We start from the raw sequence: 22,010 nt of genomic DNA on the forward strand, positions 1-22,010 counted from the left end.
CCATCAGAGCGTCTGGGACGCCGTCTGTGAAATCACGTTGGCTTGAGAGCTTTCCACCACGGGTTGAGATCCCGCGGACGGCGACCGGGGCTTGGGCAGCATGTCCGGGCGCCACCGGCGATGCATCCAGAGCCACTGGCCCGGGTTCTCGCGCACCCAGCCCTCGACGACGGTCGTCATGGCCTGCATGGCGCCGGTCACGTCGATGGTCCCATCGGCGGTCCGCGGCAGATCGAGCGGCGGCGTCAGGTCGAGCCGGAAACGGCCTTCCGGCAGGCGCACGACGCGGACCCCGTGAACGGGACATTCGTAGTGCCGGGCGAGCTTGGCGAGGAGCGGGTTGGCCAAGCAGGGGCGACCGAGGAACTCCACCACGACGCCGCGGGTGAAGTGCTGGTCGATCAACTGGCCGAGGTGGCCGCCGTTCTCCACCACGTCGCGCATGGCGAAGACGGCGCCCGGCTTCGACGCCGCGAGGCCGCCCATGGACCGTCGGCGGACCTCCTGCAGGAGGCGTGCGGCCGCCGGGTTGTTCGGCGGCCGGAACACGGCCGTCGCGTCCAACCCGAAGCGGGCCGCGCAGATCGCCGGAAGCTCCCAGTTCGCCAGATGGGCCGAGAAGATCAGCCCCGGCTGGCCGTCGTCGCGCAGGGCGACGAAGTGCTCGATGCCGGAAATGTCCGTCCGCAACGGCCCGGTGGCTTCGGGATCGTAGTCGAACAGGCTGTCGAGATGGGCGTATTCGGCGCCCGTCCGCCCGAGATTGTCCCAGGCTTCGAGGGCGATCTTCCGCCGCTCCGCCTCCGGCATGTCGGGGAAGGCGGCCCGCAGATTTGCCAGCGCGGTGCGGTGCGCGGGCAGGAGCGGCCCGATCGCGCGCAGGATCGCGGCGCCGAGTGCCGTGGACCGCGCCGGACCCAGGGCACGCGCGAGCCAGACCAGCGCCCGGATCAGCGGGATCATGGCGAACCCCGCAAGGCGTGGGTACGACCGTTTCAGGAGGAGGGCGAGACGCAGCACAATCGTTTCCCGGGTCAGTACGGGCGGCCCCCCCGATGCACCCGCAAGGCGAAGCTTAAGCCATGTTTCCCGCGGCGCGAAATGTGCGCCGCAAAACGGGTCCCGTCCGAAGCGCCGGCCGCCTACAGGCTGACCAGGATCTTGCCGAAGACGCGGCGCGACTCGAGGCGCTCCAGTCCCTCTGCGAAATCGGCCAGCGGGTAGACGGTATCGACCACGGGCCGAATGCCGGCGGCCATCTTGTCGAGGGATTGGCCGATATTGGCGAGGGAGCAACCGAAGGAGCCGGTGATGCGGTATTGCTGCTGGAACAGCTGCATCAGGTTCATGGTCGCCGAGACGCCGGAGGTCGATCCGCAGGTGACGAGGCGACCGCCGCGCTTGAGGCACAGCAGGGAGCCGTTCCAGGTGTCGGCGCCGACATGCTCGAAGACCACGTCGACACCCTTGCGCTTCGTCAGCCGCCGCACCTCGCCCTCGAACCGTTCGGTGCGGTAGTTGATGACGTGGTCGGCGCCGAGTTCGGCGGCCTTGCGGCCTTTCTCGTCGTCGCCGACGGTGGCGTAGACGGTGCAGCCGATCGCCTTGGCCATGCGGATCGCCGCGGTGCCGATCCCGGAGCCGCCGGCATGGACCAGCACGCTCTCGCCGGGCTCCAGGCGGGCATTGTCGAACAGCATGTGCTGGACGGTCCCGAAGGCGATGCCCGCGCAGGCCGCATCGGTGGCGTGGACCCCCTCCGGCACCCTGACGACGAGGCGCGCCGGCAGCGTCACGAGTTCGCGGGCGAAGCCGTCGAGGTGAAAGCCCATTACGCCCGAGACGTCCTCGCAGAGGTTGTCGCGACCCTCGCGGCAGGCCCGGCACCGACCGCAGGTCATCGCCCCGTAAGGCACGACCGGATCACCGACGGCGAGGCCGGCAACGCCTTCCCCCAAGGTTTCGACGACGCCTGCGGCTTCCGCCCCCACGATGAGGGGCAACTTCCGCTTGGCGAAGGCCATGCCGCGGAAGCCCCAGACGTCGATGAAATTGAGGCCGACGGCGCGGATGCGGATCCGGATCTCGCCGGGGCCGGGTGCGGGCGGAGGCTCGATCTCCGTGAGGCGCAGGTCGCGGTCGCCGAACAGCTGGAGGGCTTGCATCGATGCTCCACTCAATCCGGTGCGAGGTACCGTCGCCGCGCCCAGCCCAGGACCCGGCCGGCCTTGACCCGGCACCAGGTCGTGCGGCTCGGCGTGTCGTTGGTGCATCCGAACACCAGGGCCCGGGAGCGGATCTCACCGATCTGCTCGGCCGCGGGGTCAGGTTCCGCGCGGATGCTCAAAGGCTCGCCGGGCGGCAGGCCCGAGATCCGGTAGCGCTCCGGCTCGGCCCGGACCTGCTCCGGGACGAGGAGCGCCGCGAGGCAGACGGCGGAAAGGGCGAGGCTGGCGCGCATCGGCGGGATCGTCGGGTTCGAGGGCATCGCCGTCAGGTCCGGTGCACGCCCATCATGGCGGTCAGGCCGCCGTCCACGGGCAGTACGGTTCCGGTAATGTAGGAGGCCCCCTCGCCCATCAGGAAGGCGGTGAGCGCGGCGACGTCCTCGGGGCGGGCAAACCGGCCGGCGGGAATCTGCCGCTCCATGCCGTCCCGGTGACCGGCGTAACGCGCCATCATGGCGGTGTCGACGAAGCCGGGCGCGATCACGTTGACGGTCACGCCGCGCTTGGCCGATTCCACCGCGAGCGTCCGGCAATAGGCGATCAGCGCGCCCTTCGTCGCCGCGTAGGCGGCATTGCCGGCATTGCCCCGCAGGGCCGCGACCGACCCGATCGCCACGATCCGGCCGGTGCGCGTCCGGACCATCTCGCGCACCAGCGCCTTGGCGAGACGGGTCAGCGAGAAGAAGTTGACCTGCATGGCCGCCTCGGCCCGCTCTTGGTCGAGCATGGCCGCCAGGGCGTCGCAGGGTTGTCCCGCGTTATGGATGAGGCCGTAATAGCCAGCCGCCTCCGCGACCTCGCAGAACCCGTCCAGGGCTACCTTGTCGGCGAGGTCGATCGGATGGGCCGCGAGGGTGCGCTCCGGATGCGCCGCGCGCAGGTCCACCAGCAGTGACTGCGCGGCCTCGGCCGACGCCCGGTAGGTGAAGTCGACATCGTATCCGGCGGCCACGAGGGTGCGGACGATCGCCGCACCGATTCCGGTGGCGCCCCCCGTGACGAGGATACGGCGGGGCGACGAACCGGCGCTCACGCGGGCTCCGCGCCGAGGACCAGGCAGGTGTTCTGGCCGCCGAAGCCGAAGGAGTTCGACAGGACCGTCCGCACCGGAAGGTCGCGGGCGGTCTCCACCACGTCGAGGGCGATCGTCGGGTCCGGCACCCGATGGTTGATGGTCGGGGGGATGCGGCCGTGACGGATGGTCAGCAGCGACACCGCCGCCTCGATGGCGCCGGCGGCTGTCAGGGTATGGCCGATCATGGACTTGTTGGACGTCACCGGCAGGGCGGTCGTGCGGTCGCCGAACACGGCGGCCAGGCCGAGGGCCTCCATCTTGTCGTTCTCCGGCGTCGAGGTGCCATGGGCGTTGACGCTATCGATGGCGCCGGCTTGGAGGCCCGCATCCTCCAGGCTCGACCGGATCGCCGCGATGATCGGCGCCCCGTCCGGGCTGGATCGGGTGCGGTGGAAGCCGTCACCCTTCTCGCCGCATCCGAGGACGTATCCGAGGATCGTCGCCCCTCGGGCGGCGGCGGCGCCGGCATCTTCCAGGACCAGGGCAGCTGCCCCCTCGCCCATGACGAAGCCGTCCCGGTCCTTCGAGAACGGCTTCGACGCCGCCGCCGGGTCGTCGTTGCGGGTTGAGAGCGCCGAGAGCAGCGAGAAGCGGATCAGCGATTCCGGATTCACCGATCCGTCGGTGCCGATGCACAACGCCGCCGTGGTCTCTCCGCGTCGGATCGCCTCGACACCCAGCTGGATCGCGGTGGCCCCGGACGAGCAGGCCGTCGAGAGCGAGATCGGAGAGCCCTTGGTGCCGAAGCGATCGGCGATCCGATCCGCGACGGTGCCGAAGATGAAGAGGTCGTGCCACGAATCGAACCGGCGCGTCCCCGCCGCCCGGAGCAGTCCGGCATAATCGACCGGCCCGTCGCCGCCCGCGGCCTCGGCCAGGGCCTGCCGCTGCGGCCATTCCATCTCGACGGGGGGGACCGCGATGAACAGCGCGCCCGGGAAATCCCCGACGGCGCCGATCCTGGCCTGCGCGACGGCCTCCTCGGCGGCCACGGTGGCAAAGCGCTCCGACAGGAGCGGCGCGATCGTCGGCTCGGTGTCGAGGAAATCCACCGTCCCGGCAATGCGCGTGCGCAGTCCGTCCGTGGAGAACCGATCGATGACGTGGATGCCGGAGCGGCCCGCGATCATAGCCGCCCAGGTCTCGGCCTGTCCCTGCCCGAGGGAGGAAACGATGCCGAGGCCGGTCACCACCACGAGGGGCCGGCCTTTGGCATCGCGATAGGATCGCGCGCTCATGGAGCGGTCCATAAGGGATTTTGTAGCGCCGTACACCTCCGGGGCCATGCGCGGACCACGCGTTCCGCAAGCGATCCGGCGTCACGACGAGGCAGCATTCGTATCCGTTCCGTGCGGGGGGGGGGCGTCGCGCAAGTTCCGTGACCTGATCCGTTCCGCACCGCCAGGCCCCGGCCCGGAAAGCGGAGCCGGATTCGAGGCTTGCCGAAGACCATCCGTAACGGCGGCGCGGCTCGAAGCGCGCGCCGCATCGCCAAAGATACGGCTCCGCTCGACGGAGACGGCTTGCGGTCCCTCCCTCAGCCGGCTCGCGAGTCCGACGCGTCCGCGACGGCTACGCTTCGGTCGGCGCGGGCGCGTTGGCGAGGCGCAGGACCGTCTGCAGCAGCACGTCGGCGCCGGCTGCGCAGTCGGCCTGCGTGGCCGATTCCGACTCGTTGTGGCTGATGCCGTCCTTGCAGGGCACGAAGATCATGGCTGCCGGCACCTTCGCGGCAAGATTGCAGGCATCGTGGCCGGCACCCGAGATGATCCGACGCCGGCTGTGCCCGAGGCTCTCGGCCGCCGCATCGATCGCCGCCACGATGGCGGGATCGAACGGCACCGGTTCCTTGCGCCAGATCCGCGTGAGCGCGATCTCCAGGCGGCGCCGGCCGGAAATGTCGGCGGCGGCGTCCCGGAGAGCCGACTCCATAGCGTCGAGGGTGGTGGCTCGCGGGTCGCGCACGTCGAGGGTGAAGGCGACCCGCCCCGGCACGACGTTGCGTGACGGCGCGAGGATCGCGGCTTCGCCGATCGTGGCGACCGCGGAGGGCGCGTGCGCGAGGGCGATCGTCTCGGCGGCCAGGGCGAATTCCGACAGGGCCAGCAGCGCGTCGCGGCGGCGCGGCATGGGTGTCGTGCCGGCATGGCTCTCGAAGCCCGTTATGACGCCGTCGAACCACATGATGCCCTGGCCGCCCTCGACCACGCCGATCGTCTTGCCCTCGGCTTCCAAGACCGGTCCCTGCTCGATGTGCAGTTCGACGAAGGCCCCGATAGCCTGCGCGCCCACGGGCTCGCTGCCGCGGTAGCCGATCGCGTCGAGGGCGTCCGCCACGGTGATGCCGGCGGCATCGCGCTTGGCCAGAATATCGTCGGTGGTGAAGTCCCCGGCATAGGCGGCCGACGCCATCATGGCGGGGGCGAAGCGCGAGCCTTCCTCGTTGGTCCAGTTGACGACCAGAAGTGGCGCTTCGGTCTCGATGCCCGCGTCGTTCAGGCTGCGGATCACCTCCAGCCCGGCCAGCACGCCGAGGACACCGTCGAACTTGCCCCCGGTCGGCTGCGTGTCGAGGTGCGAGCCGAACGCGATCGGCTTGCGGCTCATGTCACGGCCGGGCCGCAGGGCGTATTGGGTGCCGAGCGCGTCGACCGTCACCGTGAGCCCCGCCGCCGCGCAGGCGTCCCGGAACCAGTCGCGCACGTGCCCATCTTCGGGCGAGAGCGTCAGCCGGTTGATGCCACCGGCGGTCGTGCCACCGAAGGCGGCGGTCTCCACGATGGTGGACCACAGCCGCGAGCCGTCGGAGCGCAGGTTGTGGGTCTTGCTCAGGTTCATCTCGGCCATGCCGGTTCCTTTGACGGCGCGACGCCGTGGGACGGTTGGGCGGTCGCTGGATACCGCGGGTTGAAGAACACCGTCGGCAGTAAGACCGCCGATAGCAACGTTGATGCCGACGGGCTCGCGACGCCGGTCCGTCCCCGGTTCGTCACTCCAGGAGGCGCCGGATCGGATTGGCGCGCAGCAGCCCGACGCCATCCACCCCCAGCGCCGCGGCGATCGCGCCGAGCGCGCTGGCCTCGATGTTGCTGATCCCGTCCTGGTCCGCGACATCCGCGGCGATCAGGAAGACGTTCTCGCGCTGATGCGCCGGCCGCGTCGCGACCGCCGCAACGTGGCGCAGGTTCTCGGCCCGGCCCAGGCGGGTGCGCGCGCGGGCGATGCCCGCGTACAGCTCCGTCTCCAGCATCAGGGCATCGTAGCCCTTCATCAGCACCGGATCGGCGCGCAGCCCCTGCAGGGCCACGTCGAATTCCTGGCCGGCGACCTCGCCGTCGGCCACGATCACGTTGGACGCGGCCGAGACGGCCGCCAGCATGAGCGCCTTGTCGCCCGCGTAGGCCGTCACGGTGCGGCCGACATGGCCGAAGAGATCGCGCAGGAGGCTCATGCCGAGGGATCGAGACTGGCGGTGGGATGCGTGAGGGATAGCAGACGGGCGCGTCGAGGGAAGCGGGGCGGGCGCATACGGGGCGGGCGCAAGCGGGGGGCGATCCGGCGCGCGGCCCCCGCGATCACTGATCGATCCGCAACCGGTCGAACAACATCACGAATACGGGTGCTGCAATCAGACATTCTTCGGAAACGTGGCCGTGCGAACGCTTCCGACGACCGTGCCACTCAGCACGGCCGACGGAATGCGGGCTCTGCTTTCCCCCCTCGGCCGGATCCGTTTCCGTCGCTACGCCGTCGGACCGACGTTCGGGCGCCCCCCAGGCTCGAGCTTCGGACCGGCGGCGGTTTCCGCAGCCAAGTGGTCCACCACCGTCGACAGCGCGGCCCGCTCGCCGGCACCGGACCTGCGCGCGGCCGCGAAGGCTGCCATCTGCCGGTCGGCGCTCGTTCCATCGGCGACGATGCGTCGCGCGTGCGCGCACGTCTCGGCACAGTTCAGCGCCTCGGCATCCTCCGCGATGGTGGCGAGCAGATCCTCAAGACCTTCGGCCATCGGCACCGCGCAGGCGCGCGCCTCATCGATGAGCGTCGCCCTGATGCCGTCGCGCTCGGCCCGCCACAGGTTCTCCATCACGAAGCCTCGGGACGCCGCCGTCATCCCGCTGTTGAGCCCGCGATCCCGGACGACCCGGCGCACGAGGCATCGGAACAAGGCGGCGATGCAGACCGCGTCGTCGAGGCGCGTGCAGCTGTCGGCAACCCGCAATTCGAGGGTCGGATATTTCACGGAGGCGCGCAGATGCCACCAAAGATAGCTGGCATCCGTGATGGCACCCGCTTTGGTCATCACGTCGACGTAGCGGGCGTAGTCGGCCGCGTCGGCGAACAGCTCCGGAACGCCGGTCCGGGGCAGTTCGGCGTAGGCGCGCATCCGGTACCCGGCCATCCCGGTCTGCTGGCCCTGCCAGAAGGGCGAGGAGGTCGACAGGGCGAGCAGGATCGGCAGGAACGGCAGCAGCCGGCCCATCAGTCCGATCCGGGCTTCGGAATCGGGCACTTCCACGTGCACGTGGAGGCCGCAGACGAGGTTGCGTCGGCCGAGCATCCGGAGGTCGGCCATGATGCCGTGGTAGCGCGCCTTGTCGGTGGGGCGCTGATCGCGCCACCGGGCGGTCGGATGCGTGCCGGATGCGAAGATCAGGATTCCGCGTTCGGCCCCGATTTCGGCCAGGATGCAGCGCAGATGCGCGAGATGCGCCCGTGCGGCAGCGACGTCGTCGGTCGGCGGCGAGGCTATCTCAACCTGGCATTGCAGCTGCTCCCGTTCGGCCTCGTCAACGCGGGCCTTCACGGCCGCGTGGAAGGCGCGGAGCCGGGCGCGGGGCGTCCCCCGGGACCGGGCGTCGGCGAGGAAGAACTCCTCCTCGATCCCGAACCTGTAGGCGTGGGCCATCCGCGCTCCCTGTCCGACCGATCACGCGGATCTCCCGGCGAACGCCGCCGCCCCAGTCGGGTTCCGAAGGGGCGGTGGCGCAAAAAGCGTCAGCGCCAGAATGGCTTGACGTCGAGAAGCTCGGCCCGGGCCTCGGCGGCGGCCGTCAGCAGGTCCTGTACGCCGGGATCTTCGACGCCGGGCATCGGCGGACCCGAGAGGCTCTCGGTCATCGCCCGGGCCGTCTCAAGGTCGTTGAGGCTGCCGAGATGGTCCTGCAGATCCGACAGGGCAGCGCCGAATTTGTCCTGACGCCGCCGCGCCTTCTTCTTCCGGTACAGGCCCGAGAAGAACTCCGCGCCGTAGCGAAGCTTCTTAGCGGCGATCCGGGCCCGGTGTCGGGTATGGGCGTCGAGGCGCTTGAGGCCGCGGCCGCGCTTCTTCAGCCGCAGCCGTGCCCGGTCAAGCACGCGGGCCGCGAAGGCGCGCCCGTCCTCGGCGGCGGCCGGTTGTGCTCTCCAGGCACCGACCTCGATCCAGCCGGCGAAGTCGATGATCAGGCCGCGCCACTGCGGGCTTTCCAGCGTCGCCAAGACCGCGTCGTAGGCGCGCTCGCGCTCCGCCTCGGCCCGCTCCCGCAGGCCGTCGAGACCGGGCTCATCCGGGCGCTCCTTGGCCAAGGACGGCAGGGTCTGGCCCAGGAACACGTCGAGGTTCCGAGCGTGACCGAAGGGTTCCGTGACGCGCTTGATCTCGTCGTTGAAGCCATCGGCGCGTTGATCGCCCTCAAGCATCGGTGCGAACAGCGAGAGCGCGGAACGCAGCCGGCGCAGCGCCACCCGGATCTGGTGCAGGGCCTCCGGCGGCCGCCCGCCGTCGAGGAACGCCGTTTCGTTCAGGCGCATGTGGCGGAGGCAGGCCAGCGCCACCCGGCGAAAGACCTCGCCGGCGCTGGCCTCCTCGGGCAGGTCCAAGGGCTCGGCCTTCACCACAGCCGGGCCGGAGCCGTCGACCAGCGCGAAGCCGACGGCACTCTTGGCGTTGACGCTCAGGCGCAGGGGGACGGTCTCGGCCAGCGATTGCGCCACCAGGAACAGGTCGGCCGGGTCGCCCGTCTGCAGCTCCAGCTCGATTCCGCAGAGCGGCGCATCGCCCACTGGGCTCTCGACGCGGCCCTCGTCCAGGGTGACCAGGATGCGCGATGCGCCCTGCTCCAGCGGAACCTCCCGGCGCATCACGATCGTGGAGAACAGGCGCTCCGGCGCCGCCTCGGCGTCGCGCAGGACAGGCTCCGCCGCCGTGCCGGCCCAGGCGGACGCTTCAGGCGTCTCGCCGCCAATCTCGGTCTCCCACTCGGCCCGGTCGAACAGCCCCACATCCCCGACACCGGCCTTCACGGTCTGGATGTGGCGGCCGGCCTTCGCGCGGACCCGCAGCGTCAGGCCCGCAGCTCTCAGGTCGCGGCCGGGCGTGTCGTAGTAGGTGGTCACGAGAAGGTCCGGCTCGGGAAAAGCGCTGCCCTGCAGCCGCGGATGGGACGCGAGCACCGTCAGGTCCGGACCCGAGCAATCGAGCTTCAGCTCGATCTCGCGGGGCTCCGAGCCGGCGTGACTATCGATGTCGCTCATGTTCTCCTCGTCGTGTCCCGCCTCGTCCAACGACGGGGGGAGGTACGTCCGGTTGCATCGAACCATCCTGCGGCAGCGATCCGCCCGGAGCGTTCGACCTTCGATGTCGAGAGACATCGGACCTTTCCCCGCCGTCAAGCGGGCCGCGGCTGCATCCGAGCCTGCATCTGGTGCGTGACGATGCGATTCCGGCGCATGTTGCACTGCGTGAAAATCACGCTTTCCCAAATCGGTCGGGCGTGGCAAGAATAATTGTCCACAATTGATCTGCCGCGTCCGTCCCAGCCGCGACCGGCCGGCAGCGCCCGGCTCGACGCCGAGCCGACGTGGCCGATTCCTCCTATCTTAAAGTGGTGCGCCCGGTGTGGAGGGCGGCTTCGGAGATGGTCCGGTCGGTGACTGCCTTGAAGACACTTCTCGTCGGCGTGATCGGGCATGTCGATCATGGCAAGACCGCGCTGGTCCGCGCGCTGACCGGCGTCGAGACGGACAGGCTGAAGGAGGAGCGCGCCCGCGGGGTCTCCATCGTTCCGGGTTTCGCACTGCTGGCCGCCGGTGAGGGCGAGATCGACCTCGTCGATCTTCCGGGGCACGAGCGGTTCGTCCGCGCCATGATTTCCGGGGCCACCGGCATGCGGGCCGTGATGCTGGCGGTCGACGCGCACGAAGGCATCAAGCCCCAGACCGTCGAGCATCTCGAGATCGCGCGGCTCATCGGGGTGCGCCGCGGCGTCCTGGTCCTGACCAAGGCCGACTTGGCCACGCCCGAGGTCATCGCCGCGCGGGCCGCCGAGATCGCCGCCGCGGCGTCGAGGGCCGGGATTCAGGCGGGTCCGGTGATCGCCACCTCGACGGTGACGGGCGCCGGCCTGCCCGTGCTGGGCGCAGCCCTCGCCGGGCTGCTCGACGACGCGGAGGCCGGGACCGACGACGGCTTCCCCTACCTGCCGGTCGATCGCGTCTTCTCCCGCGCGGGCTTCGGCACCGTGGTAACCGGCACGCTGCGGCGCGGGGCACTGGCCGTCGGCGACCCGGTGGAGATCGTCCCCGGCGGCCGGACCGCCGTGGTGCGCGGCCTGCAGATCCACGGCCGCCCGGTGGAGCGCGCCGAGCCGGGTCGCCGCACCGCCGTCGCCCTGCGGGGTGTCGGCCTCGACGAGATCGGACGCGGTCAGGCGCTGTCGATGCCGGGTCTTCTCGCGCCGAGCCAGTGGGTCGACGTCGCCCTCGCGGCGGCGGCCAGCGCCGAGGAACCCCTGGCCGGCGGCACGGCCTGCCGCCTCCTGTTCGGCACCACCGAGGTCGCGGCGCGGCTGCGGCTGCTCGACCGCGACGCGCTGGAACCCGGGGCCGAGACCCAGGCGCAGCTGCACCTCGCCGAAGCCGTGGCGGTTCCCGCCCGGGAGCCGTTCGTCCTGCGGCTCGATTCGCCCTCCGTCACGGTGGCGGGCGGGCGGATCCTCGATCCGGCGAGCAGACGGCGCCGGCGGCGGGATCCGCGCGTCACGGCCGACCTCGCCGCCCTGGCGGCGGGGGGACCGGCCGTTGCGCTCGCCGTCCGCCTCGGGGAGGTTGGCGCGGTCGGCGCGACACTGCAGAATCTCACCCGCCTCGCCGGCACGGCGCCGGACCGCGTGCGGCGGCTGCTTGCCGAATCGGGCGCGCGGGAGATCGGCGACCGCTTCGTCGGGGCGGCGGCCTTCGAGGCTTTGCGCACCGCCGCGCTGTCGGCCCTCGCGCAGCACCACCGCGACCATCCGATGGAGCACGGGATCGCGGTCGAGCGCTTGACCCGCGCCCTGGCGCTCTCGGAGACGCTCGTCGCCACGGTCCTGCGCGACCTGGTGGCGTCCGGGACGGTGGCACAGGCCGGAAACCTGTGGCGGCGCGCCGATTTCGATCCGGCCCGCAACGAGAGCGAGGCCGCCCGCCGGCTGGAGCAGATGTTCCGCCGGGCCGGCCTGAACCCCCCCGATGAGTCCGAGGCGGTGGGGAGGGACGTGCGCCGACGCGAGGCGCTCACCTACCTCGTGGGTGCCGGAACGGTGATCCGCGCCATCGACCGGGTGCAGCGCCGCGCGGTGCTGTTCCACCGCGAGGCGGTGGCGAGCGCCCGCACGCGCCTGACCGAGGCGTTTCCCAACGCCGGGACGCCGGAGGCGGGCTTCCTCGCCCGCGAGGCCGGCGCGACGCTGGGCATCTCCCGTAAGTTCTCGATTCCACTTCTGGAGCACCTCGACGCCACCGGCTTCACCCGCCGGGCGGGAGACCGCCGGGTGATCGTCGAACTGGAGCCGGGCGCGGCTCAGAAACCCTGACCCGGCCAGTCGTCGAAGCCGGGCTCGTAGCAGGTGTAGCCGATCAGGCAGCGCGGGTTGTCCCGGGTCGGCCGGAAGGCGCGCTTGGCCACCTCCGTGGGTTCGCAGAACGATCGGTCTCGGACGAACCGATCGTAGGTCATGCCGCCGGTGCCCAGCACGATCGCGCCGCTGGCCTGGATCAGGCGCACCGTCTGCTGGCAGGTCATGGTCGTGCTCGACGGCCGGGTCTGCGCCGCGGCGGGCGCGGCCGTCAGGAGGAGCGCTGCAACGATCCGGCTCACCATCGGGTCCGCCTGTTCACCTCGTGAGACAGGCCGATAACCCGCCCAACGCCGCCTTCAGTTCCGCGATGGCGCCCGCCACCACGACGCTCCGCCCGGTGTCCGACCCGACCGCGGCCGGACACGTCACGATGCGCCGGCGGCAGCCGCCCCTCGGAAGCGGCGGCGGATGGGTCGGCCCATCGAGACGAACGAAGCCGGACACCTCGCCTCCGACCGCGATGAGGATGCGGACGGGGTTTCGCTGCGCTCAGGCGTCGGGTGGCACCCACAGGACGTTCCAGGCCGCGGCCCCCGTGGCGAAGGGGACGGCAGGGGACGGCTCCGGCGCGAGCGCCGCGTAGACCGGGAGGTGGCGCGCCGCACAGGCCGACCACCCGTGAGCCCTGAGGAGGTCCGGGGCGCGATTGCGCAAACGCGCCCGGCGCGCGGGTTCGAGGCTCGCCCGCATCGCCGCCGCGATGGCGCCGGTGTCTCCGGGATCCACCCAGAGGGCCGCGTCGGGCGGAAGGTATTCGCTGAATGGCGCTCGGGCCGGGACGACGACCGGTGTCCCGCACGCCACGGATTCCAGCACGCAGAGGCCGAAGCTCTCCGCAAGGGACGGCGAGACGAGCGTGTCCGCCAGCCTGTAGAGGCCCGGCATGTCCGCCTGCGCGATTGACCCCGTGCGGATCACCGGCCGGCCGGGTCCGACCTCGAGCCCCTCGCGTTCAAGCGCGGCGCAGCAGCGCGCGTGGTACCCGGCATGGTAGCCCGCTTGTCCGCCCGCTTGTCCGCCCGCTTGGTCGCCCGATGCGTCCGCGCCGGCCAACACGAGCTGCGCGTGCGGCATGTCCCGTCGGAGGATCGCGAAGGCCTCGATGATCGCGAGGGTGTTCTTGCGCGGCTCGAAACCGCCGACGCTGAGGAAGATAGGGCCCGAGCTCAGCCCGAGGCGCCGAGACAGCGCGGCCTCGCCTGAGTCGGGTTCGGGGTTGAAGGCGGCACCGTCGACGCCGTTGCCGACCACCTCCGCCGCCACGCCGTACTCGGCCGCGAGGTGGAGGGCTCCGATCTGGCTCAAGGTCAGCAGGCGTGCGGCGTCGATGATGGCCCGGTCCTGCCACCGCGCCAGCGTCGGATCCGCGACCGTCGTGACACTGTGGACGGTGCGGACGAACCCTGGGATCAGCCGGCGCCGCGCGAGCGTGGCCAGGGCGTTGCCGCTGATACTGCACTGGGCGTGGAAGACATCGAAGTCGCAGGCGGCCGGTGTCGCGAAATGAGCGAGGTAGTCCGCGATCCGCGCGCCGGCCCGCGCGGACGCTGGTCCGGCGACCGGCTTGGCCGCCACCGAGACCACCGGACAGGCCGCGTTGCGGAAGAAGCCAGAGCCGGTCGGATCGGGCGCATGGACGACGGCCTCATGGCCCAGGGCGCAGAGGGCTTCCCCGAGGCTCAAGGCATGGACGCCGCCGCCGCGGGGCCCGGTCGCGTGCGTGAGGATCGCGATACGCAAGCTGTCGATCCCGGGTCGGCTCGCCGAGGCCCGCGGCACGCGCGGGTGACACCCGCGACGCCGGACCGCGCTCCCCGCCGCCCATCGGAGATCCGCCCGACGATGGACGCATTGATCGTGCCGATCCGGGAACGGACCGACGGGACCGAATTCCGGCCTGTTAATTTTGTGTTACGAATTCAGTTAGCTTTAAAGCGACGAGCGGAACCGCTCCTTCCCACGACGTGTGTCAAATTGTATCCGTCTCCTACGAGAGCCGGAGCCAACGGTCGCGTGTCCCAGTCGACGAACTCTGTGAGCACCGCCCATCCCATCCGCAGGGCGCTGCATCGTCTCGGTGTGATCTGCGGCCTGCTGGTACTGCCCACGGCGGTCCTCGCCTACGCGGACCTCCTGCCCGATTCCCTGGACCTGATCGGCATCGACTTCCGCGAGAGTCCGGATCTTCCGCACGTCGCGCGCCAGATCGCCATCGGTGCGCCCCTGAAGATCGTGGCTTTCGGGTCGTCCTCCACGGAGGGTGTCGGCGCGTCGAGCCCGGCGAACGCCTACCCGGCCCGCCTCCAGTCCGACCTGCGCAAGAAGCTGCGCGGGATGGACGTGGCGGTCATCAACCGCGGCATCGGCGGCGAGCACGTCGACGACATGCTGGTGCGCCTGGACCGCGACGTCATCGCGGCCGAGCCGCAGCTCGTCATCTGGCAGACCGGGAGCAACGATCCCCTGCGCGGCGTGTCGATCGACCATTTTCGCGACGCCACCGTCGCGGCGATCCGGCGGATTCGCGAGGCCGGCATCGACGTGGTGCTGATGGAGCCGCAATGGTGCCCGAAGCTCGAGGCCACGCCGGGCGCGTCGCGCTTCCTCGAAGCGGTGCGCAGCATCGGTGACGAGCTCGACGTTCCGGTCATCCGCCGCGCCGACCTGATGCACGGTTGGGTGCGCGAGGGGAAGCTGACCACGAAGCAGCTCTTCGCCGCCGACGGCCTGCACATGGCCGACCGGGGCTACGCGCTCCTGGCCGAGGCCGCGGCGCAGTCGATCCTGCAGGATGCCGGCCCGGTGCAGACCGCCGAGGCCGTCGCGGAGTAACGCGGCCCGCTCCGCCCACCCCCCGATGCACAGCGGAGGTGGATTCCGGCGGTGAAACTCCCCATCTCGGCGCCATCGAGAGCGGAGCCGACACTTGAGCCAGGACGCATTCAGGTACGACGACCGGGGCGCGGTGCCCCAGATGCACGCGACCACGATCCTGATGGTCCGCAAGGGCGGCCGGGTCGTGCTGGGCGGCGACGGTCAGGTCAGCCTCGGCCAGACGATCGTGAAGGGCAACGCCCGCAAGGTCCGCCGCCTCGCCAAGGGCGCTGTGATCGGCGGCTTCGCGGGCGCCACGGCCGACGCCTTCACCCTGTTCGAGCGGCTGGAAGCGAAGCTGGAGCAGTATCCCGGCCAGCTGACCCGGGCGTGCGTGGAACTTACCAAGGACTGGCGGACCGACCGCTACCTCCGCCGCCTGGAGGCCATGATGCTGGTCGCCGACCGCGACGTGAGCCTGCTCCTGTCGGGATCGGGGGACGTGCTCGAGCCCGAGAGCGGCGTCATGGCGATCGGCTCCGGCGGGAACTACGCCCTGGCGGCCGCGCGGGCCCTGGAGGACGGCGACCTCGACGCGGAGGCGATCGTCCGCCGTGCCATGACGATCGCGGCCGAGATCTGCGTCTACACGAACGGCAACCTCGTGATGGAATCGCTCGACGCCAGCTGAGGGCTCGCCGGCCGCGGGCGGCCGGACATTGAGCCGGCTTCGGCGCAGGGGGCGACCCGCCGGCCGGTCCGGATTCCCGGCCCTGCCCGCGGCGCCGCTGCGTCGACGGGGCCCTCGCCGGGGCCCGTCGCGCCACGCGCCACGCGACCGGGCACCGGATTCGTTGGCAGCCACCACTATTCGGGCCACCGACTTCGGTTAAGTGCCTATTGAAGATTTACCGTCATTTTGCATTCGGTCATGCCTGGACGGTAAAATTCTCATGAATATCGGCGGAAAAGTGCTGGGCTTCGTCGGCGCCTGCAGCCTGACGACGCTCGTGGTGGCCGGCCTCAGCGTGGCGACGCTGAAGAGCTTCGACCACGCCCTGGCCACGGTCGGGGACGCCTCGGCCCGGGCGCTCAACGCCGCGAACTTCAACCGCCTCGCGGTCGAGGTCACGATGGATTCGCGCGGCGTCTACGCCTCGGCCGACCGCGCCGAGGCGGCGAAATACGCCGCCGGGATCCGGAAGAGCCTGGCCGAGATGGACGCCCTGCGCGCCGCCTGGTCGCCCACCGTGACCGCCGCCGAGCGCCCCCTGTTCGACGCGATGGCGCACAATGCCGACGCGTTCCGGACCCTGCGCAGCGCGCTGGCCGATGCCGGTGAGACGGTCGGGCCGCGCGCGGCGGCGGATCTCGGCTTCAACGACGCCAACCGCAGCAACCGCAAGGTCTTCCAGAGCAGCATCGATGCGCTGGTGAACGCGGGCAGGACGGAGATGGCCACGGTGCAGTCCGAGTCGCGGGCGCTGGTCGAGACCCGCACGCTGCTTCTCCTCGGCCTCGCCCTGGCCGGCACGCTGATCTGCACCGCCCTCGGTCTCCTCGTGGGGCAGCGCCAGATCGCCCGGCCCCTGCGGGCGGTCGCGGACGCGATCCAGCGCCTGGCGCGGGGCGATCACACGCCGTCCGCCGTCAAGCCCGGCCGCGACGAGATCGGGGCCATCTGGGCCAGCATGGCGGTCCTCGGCGAGACCATGCGGGGCGCCGAGAGCGAGCGCGCCGAGCATCAGCGCACGGATGCCGAGGCCCGGTCCTTGAAGCGGGTCGAGATGAGCGGGCTCGCCGACCAGTTCCAGGGCAGCATCGGCAGCCTCGTCGATCACCTCGCCGGCGCCGCCGCCGGGCTGGAGCGGGCCGCCGCCGCGATGGCCGGCAACGCCGAGCATACCGGCGCCCAGTCGCAGGCCGTCACCCGTGCCGCCGAGACCACGTCGCACAACGTCGAGGCCGTGGCGGCCGCCACCGAGGAGCTGGCCGCCACCGCCAGCGAGATCGGCGTGCAGGTCACGCAGACCTCCACGGCCGCCCAGAGCGCCGTCGAGGCGGCCCGGCGCACCCGCAGCAGCGTGCAGACCCTGGCGCGCACCGCGGACGGGATCGGGCAGGTCGTCTCGCTGATCTCCACCATCGCGGGCCAGACCAATCTCCTGGCGCTCAACGCCACGATCGAGGCCGCCCGGGCCGGCGAGGCCGGCCGGGGCTTCGCGGTCGTCGCCACCGAGGTGAAGGACCTCGCCACGCAGACCGCGAAGGCCACCGAGGAGATCGGCGGCCAGATCGCCGCCATGCGCGCCGCGACTCACGAGGCGGTCGCCGCCATCGAGGAGATCGGCGGCACGATCGAGCAGGTCCACGGCATCGCCCTGGGGGTTGCCGCCGCCGTGGAGGAGCAGCAGCTCGCCACGCAGGAGATCGCCCGCAGCGTCTCCGAGGCGGCGAGCGGCACCCGGGCCGTGACCGACACGATGGCGGCGGTCCTCGGCGCTGCCCGGGAGACCGGCGCCAGCGCCGCCGAGGTCCTGAACGCCGCCGCCGACATCGCGCGCCGCTCGAACGGGCTGGGCGGCGAGGTCTCGGGCTTCGTGGCCCGGGTGCGCGCCGCCTGAGCGCCCGGTCTCAGGGCCTCGCGGTTCGGGCAACCGGACTGCGCGGCCCTCGGGTCGACGAGAACCGCATCGCGCGCCGGCCGGGTCAACGGGTCGAGGCTCGTCTGACGCCCGGCGGCGATGTTGCAATGCGGCGCGGCTGACCCTAGGGTCGGCGCATTCGCAAGGACCCGGTGAAAGCCCGGGTGGCTCTTCCGGCCGCCGATCCGCCGGACCACGCATCCGAGACGCCTTCCGGTCCGCCCCGCGCGGACCCGCCTCTCGTGCGGATTTTCCATGCAACGCAAACTCTCCGGACCCGCCGGGCTCCTCAGCTCGTGGACGTCCAACATCCGCGGCGACACCCTGTCGGGGATCGTCGTCGCCCTCGCGCTGATCCCCGAGGCCATCGGCTTCTCGGTGATCGCCGGGGTCGATCCCAAGGTCGGCCTCTACGCCTCCGTGGTGATCGCCTGCACCATCGCGTTCGCGGGCGGGCGGCCGGCCATGATCTCGGCCGCCACGGCCGCCACCGCGGTGGTGATGGTCGACCTCGTGCGCGCCCACGGCGTGCAGTACCTCTTCGCCGCCACGATCCTGATGGGCATCATCCAGATCCTGGCCGGTCTCCTCCGGCTCGGCCGGCTGATGCGGTTCGTCTCGCAATCGGTGATGACCGGCTTCGTCAACGCGCTGGCGATCCTGATCTTCCTGGCGCAGATGCCCGAACTCACCGGGGTCACGCCCGCCACCTACGGGCTGATCGCCCTCGGGCTCGCGATCATCTACGGGTTCCCGCGGATCACCCGCGCGGTACCCTCGCCGCTGGTGGCGATCGCGGTGCTCACCACGGTCACCGCCGTGTTCCACCTCGACGTGCGCACGGTGGCGCATCTCGGCGCCCTACCGTCGGCGCTGCCGAGCTTCGCCCTGCCGGACGTGCCCCTGACCCTCGACACCCTGCGGATCCTGCTGCCCTACGCGGCGACGCTGGCGGCGGTCGGCCTGCTGGAGAGCCTGCTCACCGCGCAGATCGTCGACGACTTGACCGACACCGGAAGCGACAAGAACCGCGAGTGCATGGGCCAGGGCGTCGCCAACATGGCCTCGGCGGTGTTCGGCGGCATGGGCGGCTGCGCGATGATCGGCCAGTCGGTGATCAACGTGTCGTCCGGCGCCCGCGGCCGGCTCTCGACCCTGGTGGCCGGGGCCTTCCTGCTGCTGCTGCTCGTGGCACTCCAGGATCTGCTCGCCGTGGTGCCGGTGGCGGCGCTCACCGCCGTCATGATCATGGTCTCGGTGAACACGTTCTCCTGGCGCTCTCTGCTGCGCCTGCGGACCAACCCGCTGCCCTCCTCGGCGGTGATGCTGGCAACCGTGCTGGTGGTGGTGGCCACGAAGGACCTCGCCATCGGCGTGCTGGTGGGCGTGCTGCTCTCCGGCGTCTTCTTCGCCGGGAAGGTCTCGCGGCTGAACCGGATCACGTCCGATCTGTCGCCCGACGGCAGAACCCGCACGTACCGCGTCGTCGGGCAGGTGTTCTTCGCCTCGGCCGGCACCTTCTCGGAGGCGATCGACCTGCTGGAGCCGGTGGAGCGCCTCGTGATCGACGTCCATGCGGCGCATTTCTGGGACATCTCGGCCGTCGCGGCCCTCGACCGGGTGGTGATGAAGGCGCGGTCCCGCGGTCGCGATGTCGAGGTCGTGGGGCTGAACGCGGCGAGCACGACGCTGGTCGAGCGCTTCGGCCGGCACGACAAGGACGCCGCCGCGGCCCTTCCGTCGCCCCATTGACGGCCGCCAGTCCGGGACGATCCGGCGTGGCGTCTCAGGGTGAGTGGCGAGTTTGGATGCCGGGCCGCCTCCGTCGCTGCGGATCATCCTGAGGGCGGCGATACGCCCGCGCCCCTTGCGCGGCGCGGCGCGTGACCCCATTCCCGGCCCAGGCCCTTGCTCCGGGCCGGGGAACAGGGATGGCACAGCGGTGACGACATTCTCTCCGCGCGAGATCGTGTCCGAACTCGATCGCTTCATCGTCGGGCAGCATGACGCCAAGCGCGCCGTGGCGATCGCGCTCCGCAACCGCTGGCGCCGCCAGCAGCTCACCGGGCCGCTGCGCGAGGAGGTGGCGCCCAAGAACATCCTGATGATCGGGCCGACCGGGTGCGGCAAGACCGAGATCGCCCGGCGCCTCGCGCGCCTCGCCAACGCGCCGTTCCTGAAGATCGAGGCCACCAAGTTCACCGAGGTCGGCTACGTCGGCCGCGACGTGGAGCAGATCGTCCGCGACCTCGTCGAGGTGGCCATCGGCCTGACCCGGCAGCAGAAGCGCGAGGGCGTGAAGGCCAAGGCCGAGGCGGCGGCCGAGAACCGGATCCTCGACGCCCTGGTCGGGCCGACCGCGAGTCAGGCGACCCGCGACAGCTTCCGGCGCAAGCTCCGCAACAGCGAACTCGACGACAAGGAGGTCGAGTTGGAGCTGAACTCCAGCGCCCCTTCAGGCCTTCCCATGTTCGAGATCCCCGGGATGCCCGGCGCCTCCATGGGCGCGATCAATATCGGCGACATGCTCGGCAAGGCGCTGGGTGGCCAGCGCGGCAAGCCGCGCCGGGTCCTTGTGCGGGACGCCTACAAGCCCCTGATGGCCGAGGAATCCGACAAGCTCGTGGATGACGAGGCACTGATGCGCGAAGCGATCCGCGAGGTCGAGAACAACGGCATCGTGTTCCTCGACGAGATCGACAAGATCTGCGCCCGCGAGGGTCGCTCTTCCGGCGACGTGTCCCGCGAGGGCGTCCAGCGTGACCTGCTGCCCTTGATCGAGGGCACCACCGTCGCCACCAAGCACGGGCCGGTGAAGACCGACCATATCCTGTTCATCGCGTCGGGCGCCTTCCACGTCTCGAAGCCGGCCGACCTCCTGCCGGAGTTGCAGGGACGGCTGCCGATTCGCGTGGAGCTGCAACCGCTGACGGTCGACGACTTCAAGCAGATCCTCACCGCCACCGAGGCCAGCCTGATCAAGCAGACCGTGGCGTTGATGGAGACGGAGGGCGTGACCCTGACCTTCACCGACGACGCCGTGGATGCCCTCGCCCGCGTCGCCGTGGAGGTGAACTCCTCGGTGGAGAACATCGGCGCCCGCCGGCTCCAGACGGTGCTGGAGCGGGTGATCGACGAGATCTCCTTCACGGCCACCGACCGTTCCGGCGAGACCGTGCCGATCGACGCGGCCTACGTGCGGGAGCGGGTCGAGGATCTCGCGGCCAACGCGGATCTGAGCCGGTTCATCCTCTGACGATGGGGCGGCGCGCCGCCCGGCGGGGAGCCCCGTCGTCGAGGCCGCGTTTACCGGGCGCCGCCGGTGAGCCGGGATGCCATGACTGCCCCCGAAGGGCCCTACGCACGTCGGCGGTCAGGGATTCTCGGCTCCGCGACAGGGTTCCCATTTGACCGGGGGACGTGCGGGGCGCCGGCCCCCCAACGCCATCCCATCGGACCGCATTCCTGAAAGTACCGCGGCGTGGCAGGCAACAGGTTCGGCCTCGGCGATACCGTCCTCTCGGTGGCGGCCCTCGTCACCGGCATGGTGTCGCTGCAATGCGGCGCGACCTTCGCCAAGAGCCTGTTCCCGGCGGCCGGCGCCGCCGGGACCTCCGCGCTGCGCGTCGGCTTCTCGGCGCTGATCCTCATCGTGGTCTGGCGGCCGTGGCGGCGCAGCCTGCCGGCCCGCGAGGCGGGCTGGATCGCCCTGTACGGCACGGCCCTCGGGCTGATGAACCTGCTCTTCTACCTCGCCCTGGCGCGGCTGCCCCTCGGCCCCGCGGTGGCGATCGAGTTCGTCGGGCCGCTCGCGGTCGCACTGATCGCGTCGCGGCGCCGATCCGATTTCATGTGGATCGGCGTGGCCGTGGCGGGACTGACGCTGCTCCTGCCGATTGCAACCACGGAAGGGCTCGATCCGATCGGGATCCTGCTCGATCTCGGCGCAGCCCTGGCCTGGGCGCTCTACATCCTGTTCGGCCAGCGCGCCGGCCGGATGGATGGGGGTCAGGCGGTCTCCCTCGGCATGCTCACCGCCGCCGTGGTGGTGGCACCCTTCGGCGTGGCGGAGGCCGGACCGGCGCTGCTGGCGCCCGGCATCCTGGTCTCAGGCCTCGCGGTGGCGCTGATGTCCAGCGCCCTGCCCTACTCGCTCGAGATGGTCGCGCTCCGCCGGCTGGACCGGAAGAGTTTCGGCGTATTGATGAGCGTGGAACCGGCGGTGGCGGCCTGCGCCGGCCTGCTATTGCTGGGTGAGCGAATCAGCGCTGTCCAATGGCTCGCCATCGGCCTCGTGATCACGGCATCCGTGGGGATCACTGTGGGCTCGCGGCGGGCGGGGCCGGTGCCCTTGGAAGCCTGACGGCTG

General features: G+C 71.1%; 18 protein-coding genes and 1 other annotated feature. Of the genes, 7 read left to right on the top strand and 11 right to left on the bottom strand.

Annotated features, from left to right (window positions below):
- Positions 1-3 precede the first annotated feature (3 nt).
- The 9 genes from MKK82_RS07395 to MKK82_RS07435 form a co-directional block, all read right to left on the bottom strand.
- Positions 4-1,020: a lipid A biosynthesis lauroyl acyltransferase gene (locus tag MKK82_RS07395; protein WP_238285286.1), complete on the bottom strand. Its 1,017-nt coding sequence runs from the start codon at positions 1,018-1,020 to the stop codon at positions 4-6.
- Between the two features lie 122 nt (positions 1,021-1,142).
- Positions 1,143-2,165 (bottom strand): zinc-binding dehydrogenase, encoded by a 1,023-nt coding sequence (locus MKK82_RS07400; protein ID WP_238285282.1) that lies wholly within the window; start codon positions 2,163-2,165, stop codon positions 1,143-1,145.
- Positions 2,166-2,176: 11 nt separating this feature from the next.
- Positions 2,177-2,488, bottom strand: a complete 312-nt coding sequence (locus MKK82_RS07405; protein ID WP_243985183.1) for an SH3 domain-containing protein — start codon at positions 2,486-2,488, stop codon at positions 2,177-2,179.
- Positions 2,489-2,493: 5 nt separating this feature from the next.
- On the bottom strand, positions 2,494-3,261 hold the full coding sequence (locus MKK82_RS07410) for an SDR family NAD(P)-dependent oxidoreductase (RefSeq protein WP_238285279.1): 768 nt from the start codon (positions 3,259-3,261) through the stop codon (positions 2,494-2,496).
- Entirely contained in the window at positions 3,258-4,541 is a 1,284-nt protein-coding gene (locus MKK82_RS07415) for a beta-ketoacyl-ACP synthase (RefSeq protein WP_243985185.1), read from the bottom strand. Before MKK82_RS07415 ends, MKK82_RS07410 begins: the two co-directional genes overlap by 4 nt.
- A 334-nt stretch (positions 4,542-4,875) precedes the next feature.
- Positions 4,876-6,150 (bottom strand): Zn-dependent hydrolase, encoded by a 1,275-nt coding sequence (locus MKK82_RS07420; protein WP_409566779.1) that lies wholly within the window; start codon positions 6,148-6,150, stop codon positions 4,876-4,878.
- A 142-nt stretch (positions 6,151-6,292) separates the two neighbouring features.
- A complete protein-coding gene (locus MKK82_RS07425; RefSeq protein ID WP_238285277.1) occupies positions 6,293-6,754 on the bottom strand; it encodes a tellurite resistance TerB family protein in 462 nt (153 codons plus the stop codon).
- A gap of 291 nt (positions 6,755-7,045) precedes the next feature.
- A complete protein-coding gene (locus MKK82_RS07430; RefSeq protein WP_243985187.1) occupies positions 7,046-8,212 on the bottom strand; it encodes a carboxylate-amine ligase in 1,167 nt (388 codons plus the stop codon).
- 89 nt (positions 8,213-8,301) lie between these two features.
- Positions 8,302-9,819 (bottom strand): CYTH and CHAD domain-containing protein, encoded by a 1,518-nt coding sequence (locus MKK82_RS07435; RefSeq protein ID WP_238285275.1) that lies wholly within the window; start codon positions 9,817-9,819, stop codon positions 8,302-8,304.
- Between the two features lie 383 nt (positions 9,820-10,202).
- Between MKK82_RS07435 and selB the strand changes: the two genes are divergently transcribed.
- The gene (selB, locus tag MKK82_RS07440) at positions 10,203-12,137 is read left to right on the top strand and encodes a selenocysteine-specific translation elongation factor (RefSeq protein WP_238285274.1); all 1,935 of its coding nucleotides are present in this window, start codon (positions 10,203-10,205) and stop codon (positions 12,135-12,137) included.
- On the opposite strand, the gene MKK82_RS07445 is transcribed toward selB, so the two are convergent.
- Together MKK82_RS07445 and MKK82_RS07450 are read right to left on the bottom strand one after the other, a co-directional pair.
- A complete protein-coding gene (locus tag MKK82_RS07445; protein WP_238285273.1) occupies positions 12,125-12,424 on the bottom strand; it encodes a hypothetical protein in 300 nt (99 codons plus the stop codon). The genes selB and MKK82_RS07445 overlap by 13 nt on opposite strands.
- A gap of 247 nt (positions 12,425-12,671) precedes the next feature.
- Positions 12,672-13,931, bottom strand: a complete 1,260-nt coding sequence (locus tag MKK82_RS07450; protein ID WP_243985258.1) for an MSMEG_0565 family glycosyltransferase — start codon at positions 13,929-13,931, stop codon at positions 12,672-12,674.
- 264 nt (positions 13,932-14,195) lie between these two features.
- On the opposite strand from MKK82_RS07450, the gene MKK82_RS07455 reads away from it, so the two are divergent.
- The 6 genes from MKK82_RS07455 (at position 14,196) to MKK82_RS07480 (ending at position 22,004) form a co-directional block, all read left to right on the top strand.
- On the top strand, positions 14,196-15,014 hold the full coding sequence (locus tag MKK82_RS07455; RefSeq protein WP_373323261.1) for an SGNH/GDSL hydrolase family protein: 819 nt from the start codon (positions 14,196-14,198) through the stop codon (positions 15,012-15,014).
- Positions 15,015-15,156: 142 nt separating this feature from the next.
- On the top strand, positions 15,157-15,687 hold the full coding sequence (hslV, locus tag MKK82_RS07460) for an ATP-dependent protease subunit HslV (protein WP_238285338.1): 531 nt from the start codon (positions 15,157-15,159) through the stop codon (positions 15,685-15,687).
- A 262-nt stretch (positions 15,688-15,949) separates the two neighbouring features.
- A complete protein-coding gene (locus tag MKK82_RS07465) occupies positions 15,950-17,620 on the top strand; it encodes a methyl-accepting chemotaxis protein (protein ID WP_238285272.1) in 1,671 nt (556 codons plus the stop codon).
- 163 nt (positions 17,621-17,783) lie between these two features.
- Positions 17,784-17,839, top strand: a sequence feature (sul1 is cis-regulatory element that is thought to sense ions involved in sulfur or methionine metabolism; They are found in Alphaproteobacteria).
- Positions 17,840-17,896: 57 nt separating this feature from the next.
- Positions 17,897-19,393: a SulP family inorganic anion transporter gene (locus MKK82_RS07470; RefSeq protein ID WP_238285269.1), complete on the top strand. Its 1,497-nt coding sequence runs from the start codon at positions 17,897-17,899 to the stop codon at positions 19,391-19,393.
- A 190-nt stretch (positions 19,394-19,583) separates the two neighbouring features.
- Positions 19,584-20,897, top strand: coding sequence for an ATP-dependent protease ATPase subunit HslU (hslU, locus tag MKK82_RS07475; protein ID WP_243985189.1), 1,314 nt, complete (start codon positions 19,584-19,586; stop codon positions 20,895-20,897).
- 225 nt (positions 20,898-21,122) lie between these two features.
- Entirely contained in the window at positions 21,123-22,004 is an 882-nt protein-coding gene (locus MKK82_RS07480; protein WP_238285265.1) for an EamA family transporter, read from the top strand.
- Positions 22,005-22,010 lie beyond the last annotated feature (6 nt).

This window comes from Methylobacterium sp. E-046 (assembly GCF_022829625.1).
Classification (GTDB): Bacteria; Pseudomonadota; Alphaproteobacteria; order Rhizobiales; family Beijerinckiaceae; genus Methylobacterium; species Methylobacterium longum.